Origin of the sequence: Streptomyces sp. NPDC057271, assembly GCF_042668715.1 — a bacterium.
Taxonomy (GTDB): domain Bacteria; phylum Actinomycetota; class Actinomycetes; order Streptomycetales; family Streptomycetaceae; genus Streptomyces.
The window spans coordinates 1-5833 of the sequence record NZ_JBHUYJ010000196.1; the positions used below are offsets into that span (position 1 = coordinate 1).

3 protein-coding genes and 1 pseudogene are annotated in these 5833 nt (G+C 72.4%); all 4 read left to right on the forward strand.

All coding sequences use genetic code 11. The annotated features are described in order from the left end of the window. Positions 1–95: 95 nt before the first annotated feature. Positions 96–824, forward strand: a pseudogene (locus ACFUJR_RS38505) (EamA family transporter); the annotation flags it as partial. A gap of 193 nt (positions 825–1017) precedes the next feature. Then, positions 1018–2463 (forward strand): aldehyde dehydrogenase family protein, encoded by a 1446-nt coding sequence (locus ACFUJR_RS38510; RefSeq protein WP_383177876.1) that lies wholly within the window; start codon positions 1018–1020, stop codon positions 2461–2463. Between the two features lie 167 nt (positions 2464–2630). Next, positions 2631–4556, forward strand: a complete 1926-nt coding sequence (locus ACFUJR_RS38515; protein ID WP_383177873.1) for an acyl-CoA dehydrogenase family protein — start codon at positions 2631–2633, stop codon at positions 4554–4556. Positions 4557–4806: 250 nt separating this feature from the next. After that, positions 4807–5833, forward strand: a 1027-nt coding sequence (gene aroA, locus ACFUJR_RS38520; RefSeq protein ID WP_383451243.1) for a 3-phosphoshikimate 1-carboxyvinyltransferase, incomplete at its 3' end; no start/stop codon positions are given.

Below are 5833 nucleotides of genomic sequence, written 5' to 3' on the forward strand. Positions count from 1 at the left end.
AACGGAGTTCTCCGGGCGGGCAGTCGGCGATGAAACAGGAAGTCTCACGGCGCGAGCCGTAGGAATCCCCTCCCTTCAGGGAGGGGAGCGTCAACGCCGTACGACAGGGCCCCGCCGCGCTGAAGGTCACCCCGCGCCGGCTCGCCTCGGCCGTCCTCGTCGGCATCCTGCTCCTCGTCGGAGGAAACGCGCTCGTTGTCCTGGCGGAGACCTCCATCCCCTCCGGCCTCGCCGCGCTGCTCGTCGCGAGCGTGCCCGCCTGGGTCGTCGTCCTGCGCGCCGCCTCCGGTGAGCGCCCCGGCCGCGGCGCCTTCGCCGGCGTGGCCCTCGGCCTCGTCGGCCTCGGCGTCCTCACCCTCCCCGGCCTCAACGGCGAGGTCAGGATCGGCGGCGTCGTCCTCGTCGTGTTCGCCGCGCTGCTGTGGTCCGTCGGCTCGTTCTCCTCGGGCCGGCTCTCGATGCCCGCCAACCCCTTCACCGCCAGCGCGTACGAGATGCTCGCCGGCGGCCTCGGCGGTCTGGTCGTCGCCCTGATCAGGAGCGAGCACCAGGGGTTCGACCTCGCCGACGTGTCCGCCCGCTCCTGGACCGCCCTCGCCTACCTGATCGTCTTCGGCTCGCTGATCGCCTTCACCGCGTACGCCTGGCTCCTCCAGGCCGCCCCGCTCTCGCTCGTCGCCACGTACGCGTACGTCAATCCGGTCGTCGCGGTGGTGCTCGGTGCGCTGGTCCTCGGTGAGGCCCTGACCTGGCCCATCGCGCTCGGCGGCGCGATCGTCGTCGGTGGGGTCTGCCTCATCGTCTCGACGGAACGACGAGGATGACCGTCCCGCGCCGCTGACGGACGGGGGGCCGCCCCGCCGAGCGGACGGTGGGCCGACCGGGCTTCTTCCGCCAAAGCGGACAGGTGGTCTCGCCCACCACTCCATCGCGGACAAGCGTCACGCCGCCCGCTTCGCCCTACCGTGGCACGAGAGCGATCGCTCGCACCCCCGATACGGAAAGGGCCGGGACGCAATGACGACCACCCACGCCTTCTGGCTCGCCGGCCGCGAGGCCACCGGCGAGGCCACCTTCGACGTCACGAACTCCTTCGACGGACGTCTCGTCGGCACGGTGAGCGTTCCCACCGAGGCCCAGGTCGAGGAGGCCGTCGCCGCCGCGCACGCCGTCGTCGACGAGTTCGCCGCGACCCCGGCACACGTCCGTGCCGCCGCCCTCGACCACGTGTCGAAGCGTCTCGCCGAGCGCGCCGAGGAGATCGCCCAGGTGATCTCCGCCGAGAACGGCAAGCCCGTCAAGTGGGCCCGCGGCGAGGTCGGCCGTGCCGTCTCCGTCTTCCGTTTCGCCGCCGAGGAGGCCCGCCGCTTCAACGGTGGAGAGGCCCAGCGCCTGGACACCGAGGCCGGTGGCGTCGGCCGCCTGGCGATCACCCGCCGTATCCCCAAGGGCGTCGTCCTCGGCATCGCGCCGTTCAACTTCCCGCTGAACCTCAGCGCCCACAAGGTCGCCCCGGCCATCGCCGTCGGCGCCCCGATCATCCTCAAGCCGGCCCCGGCCACCCCGATCTCGTCCCTGATCCTGGGCGAGCTGCTGGCCGAGACCGACCTGCCGGCCGGCTCCTGGTCCGTCCTGACCGTGCCGAACGACCGCATGCCCGCCCTCGTCCAGGACGAGCGCCTCCCGGTCATTTCCTTCACCGGCTCCGACAAGGTCGGCTTCGCCATCCAGGAGTCCGTGCCGCACAAGCACTGCACCCTGGAGCTCGGCGGAAACGCCGCCGCCGTCGTCCTGGGCGACTGGGCGTCCGAGCAGGACCTGGACTGGGCGGCGACCCGCATCGCCACCTTCTCCAACTACCAGGGCGGCCAGTCCTGCATCTCCGTGCAGCGCGTGATCGCCGACGCCTCGGTCCACGACCGCCTCGTACCGAAGATCGTCGCGGCCGTCGAGGCCCAGGTCACCGGTGACCCGGCGGACGACGCCACCGACGTCGGCCCGCTCGTCGACGAGAACGCCGCCAAGCGCGTCGAGGCCTGGGTGGACGAGGCCGTCGCGGCCGGCGCGAAGCTGCTCGCCGGCGGCAAGCGCGAAGGCGCCACCTACGCCCCCACCGTCCTGACCGACCTCCCGGCCGGCGTCACCCTGGCCCGCGCCGAGGTCTTCGGCCCGGTCCTGACGATCGCCAAGGTCGACGGCGAGGCCGAGGCCTTCGCCGCCGTCAACGACTCCGACTTCGGCCTCCAGGCCGGCGTCTTCACCCACGACCTGCAGACCGCCTTCCGCGCCCACCGCGCCCTGGAGGTCGGCGGCGTGATCATCGGCGACGTCCCCTCCTACCGCGCCGACCAGATGCCGTACGGCGGCGCCAAGAAGTCCGGCGTCGGCCGCGAGGGCGTCAAGTACGCGATGGACGACTACACCTACGAGCGGGTCCTCGTCCTCACGGGCCTCGCCCTGTAACCCGTACGTACGTACGCGTACGGACTCACGAGACCGACGGCCGGAGCCCACTGTGCGGGGGCTCCGGCCGTCCTCGTGCGCTCCCGCCGTCTTTCGGGGTGCCGCGAAATCGGGTACTACGGACGAGTAGCCACAAGGCACCCGACGAGCGGCGAGGTGAGCTCCTCATGTCCGCACCCACCCAGCGGCCCAAGGTCACGGAACGCGAGGCCCGGCAGGTCGCCGAGGCAGCGCGCGAGCAGGACTGGCGCAAACCCAGCTTCGCCAAGGAGCTGTTCCTCGGCCGCTTCCGACTGGACCTCATCCACCCCCATCCGATGCCCTCCGAGGAGGACGTGCGGCGCGGTGAGGCCTTCCTCGCCAAGCTGCGCGCCTTCTGCGAGACACGGATCGACGGCCGGCTGATCGAACGCGAGGCCCGCATCCCCGACGAGGTCGTCACCGGACTCAAGGAGATCGGCGCGTTCGGGATGAAGATCGACCCGAAGTACGGCGGGCTCGGCCTCACCCAGGTGTACTACAACCGCGCCCTCGCCCTCGTCGGCTCCGCGAGCCCCGCGATCGGCGCGCTGCTCTCGGCGCATCAGTCGATCGGCGTGCCGCAGCCCCTGAAGATCTTCGGTACGCAGGAACAGCGCGACACCTACCTCCCGCGCCTCGCCCGCACCGATGTCTCGGCCTTCCTCCTCACCGAGCCGGACGTCGGCTCCGACCCGGCCCGGCTCGCCACCACCGCCGTACCGGACGGCGACGACGCCTACGTCATCGACGGCGTGAAGCTCTGGACGACCAACGGGGTCGTCGCCGACCTGCTCGTCGTCATGGCGCGCGTGCCGAAGTCCGAGGGCCACCGCGGCGGCATCACCGCGTTCGTCGTCGAGGCGGACTCTCCCGGCATCACCGTCGAGCACCGCAACGCCTTCATGGGCCTGCGCGGCCTGGAGAACGGCGTCACCCGTTTCCACGGTGTCCGGGTCCCGGCCGCGAACCGCATCGGCCCCGAGGGCGCCGGTCTCAAGATCGCCCTCACGACCCTGAACACCGGACGCCTCTCGCTCCCCGCGATGTGCGTCGGCGCTGGCAAGTGGGCGCTGAAGATCGCCCGCGAGTGGGCGGCCGTACGGGAACAGTGGGGCAAGCCGGTCGCCCGGCACGAGGCCGTGGGCACGAAGATCTCCTTCATCGCGGCGACCACGTTCGCCCTGGAGGCGGTTGTCGACCTCTCCTCCCAGATGGCCGACGAGGACCGCAACGACATCCGTATCGAGGCGGCCCTCGCCAAGCTCTACGGCTCCGAGATGGGCTGCCTCATCGCCGACGAACTGGTCCAGATCCGGGGCGGTCGCGGCTACGAGACGGCGGACTCGCTCGCGGCGCGCGGGGAGCGGGCGGTCCCGGCGGAACAGCTCCTGCGCGACCTGCGGATCAACCGGATCTTCGAGGGTTCGACCGAGATCATGCATCTGCTCATCGCGCGCGAGGCGGTCGACGCGCACCTCGCCGTCGCGGGCGACATCATCGACCCCGACAAGTCGCTGGGCGACAAGGCGAAGGCGGGCGCGCGGGCGGGCGGCTTCTACGCCCGCTGGCTGCCGAAGCTGGTCGCCGGACCGGGCCAACTGCCCAACTCTTACGCGGAGTTCGACGCCCTCGCGACGCATCTGCGGTACGTGGAGCGGACGTCGAGGAAGCTCGCCCGGTCGACGTTCTACGCGATGTCGCGGTGGCAGGGCCGCATGGAGCTCAAGCAGGCGTTCCTCGGGCGGATCGTGGACATCGGGGCGGAGCTGTTCGCGATGAGCGCGGCGTGCGTACGGGCGGAACAGATGCGGGCCACGGGCGACCACGGCCGGGAGGCGTACGCCTTGGCGGACGCGTTCTGCCGGCAGGCGCGGCTGAGGGTGGAGGAGCTGTTCGGCCGGCTGTGGGCCAACACGGACGACCTGGACCGCCGGGTGGTGGACGGCGTGCTGGGGGGTCGCTTCGAGTGGCTGGAGGAGGGGATCGTGGACCCGAGCGACGACGGCCCGTGGATCGCCGACGCCACCCCGGGCCCGTCCCGACAGCCCAACGCCCACCGCAAGATCCCCTGACGTCACGCCGGCGTCCATCCCGTGTGCCCCGTCCCGTGGGCGAGGCCCACGGGACGGCGCCCTTGCCGTGCCCAGGAGCCCTTGCCGTGCCCAGGCCCCGGTGCCTGCGATGCCCACGGCTCGCGTGCCCTGGCGAGGGGCCCGTGCACAAGGCTCTCGCCAGGGGGCACCGGTCACCACCTGTCGCCCACCCGTTCCGCCATGCGGAACGTCCGCCCACACAGGTGGTGAGGCGCGGCACCATGGCCCCGTGACCGTCATCGACATCCCCGGCTCCAAGTCCGTCACCGCCCGCGCGCTCTTCCTCGCCGCCGCCGCCCGAGGGACCACCACCCTCCTACGCCCCCTCCTGTCCGACGACACCGAGGGCTTCGCCGAAGGGCTCAGGACCCTCGGATACGAGGTCGCGCAGGAGCCGGACGCCTGGCACATCGAGGGCCGGCCGGCCGGCCCCGCCGTCGACGCCGCCGACGTCTACTGCCGCGACGGCGCCACCACCGCCCGCTTCCTCCCCACCCTCGCCGCCGCGGGCCACGGCACCTTCCGCTTCGACGCCTCCCCCCAGATGCGCCGCCGCCCCCTCGGCCCCCTCACCACCGCCCTGCGCACCCTCGGCGCCGACCTCCACCACGAGGAGAACGAGGGCCACCACCCCCTCACCGTCCACGCCGCCGGCCTCAAGGGCGGCGCGCTCACCCTCGACGCCGGGCAGTCCTCCCAGTACCTGACCGCGCTCCTCATGCTCGGCCCGCTCACCGCCGAGGGCCTCGCCGTCACCGTCACCGACCTGGTCTCGGAGCCGTACGTCGAGATCACCCTCGCGATGATGCGGGCCTTCGGGGCGGAGGTCACCCGGGAGGGCCGTACGTACACCGTCGCCCCCACCGGCTACACGGCCGCGCGCTACGCCGTCGAGCCCGACGCCTCCACGTCCTCGTACTTCTTCGCCGCCGCCGCGCTCGAAGAGGGCCGCACCGTCACCGTCCCCGGCCTCGGCACCGGCGCCCTCCAGGGCGACCTCGGCTTCGTCGACGTCCTGCGCCGGATGGGCGCGGACGTCGAGATCACCGCCACCGCCACCACCGTCCGCGGTACCGGAACCCTCCGCGGCCTCACCGTCAACATGCGCGACATCTCCGACACCATGCCGACCCTCGCCGCCCTCGCGCCCTTCGCCGACGGACCGGTCCGCATCGAGGACGTCGCCAACACCCGCGTCAAGGAGTGCGACCGCCTCGACGCCTGCGCCGAGAACCTCCGCCGCCTCGGCATCACCG

Coding starts and splice junctions, on each gene's coding strand:
- ACFUJR_RS38510 (WP_383177876.1), top strand. CDS start 1,018: ATGACGACCACCCACGCCTTCTGGCTCGCCGGCCGCGAGGCCACCGGC.
- ACFUJR_RS38515 (WP_383177873.1), top strand. CDS start 2,631: ATGTCCGCACCCACCCAGCGGCCCAAGGTCACGGAACGCGAGGCCCGG.